This window comes from Hungatella sp. SL.1.14, assembly GCF_024460495.1.
Taxonomy (GTDB): domain Bacteria; phylum Bacillota; class Clostridia; order Lachnospirales; family Lachnospiraceae; genus Hungatella; species Hungatella hathewayi.
The window spans coordinates 1-288 of the sequence record NZ_JANFYJ010000521.1 but is presented as its reverse complement, the minus strand read 5'-3'; the positions used below and the strand labels follow the sequence as shown (position 1 = coordinate 288).

Below are 288 nucleotides of genomic sequence, written 5' to 3'. Positions count from 1 at the left end.
TTAAGGTTCTGGGACGTACGGTCAGCAGCAATGACAACGACAGCGACAGCAGCGGAAGCGTCTATATACCGGATGACAGTATCACCGGAACGTGGCAGGGCGGCCAGAATGAACCGTGGAAGTTTATGTACATTCTGGACTGTGATTTACTGATCATCGATGACCTGGGGACGGAGCTCAACAACAGCTTTACCTCGTCCCAGCTGTTTTACTGCATCAATGAGCGGCCGAATTCATCGAAGTCCACGATTATTTCCACGAATCATCCGCTGAATGAACTGAGGGACC

General features: G+C 50.7%; 1 pseudogene. It reads left to right on the top strand.

The features are described from left to right. Positions 1-288, top strand: a pseudogene (locus tag NE473_RS32110) (hypothetical protein); the annotation flags it as partial.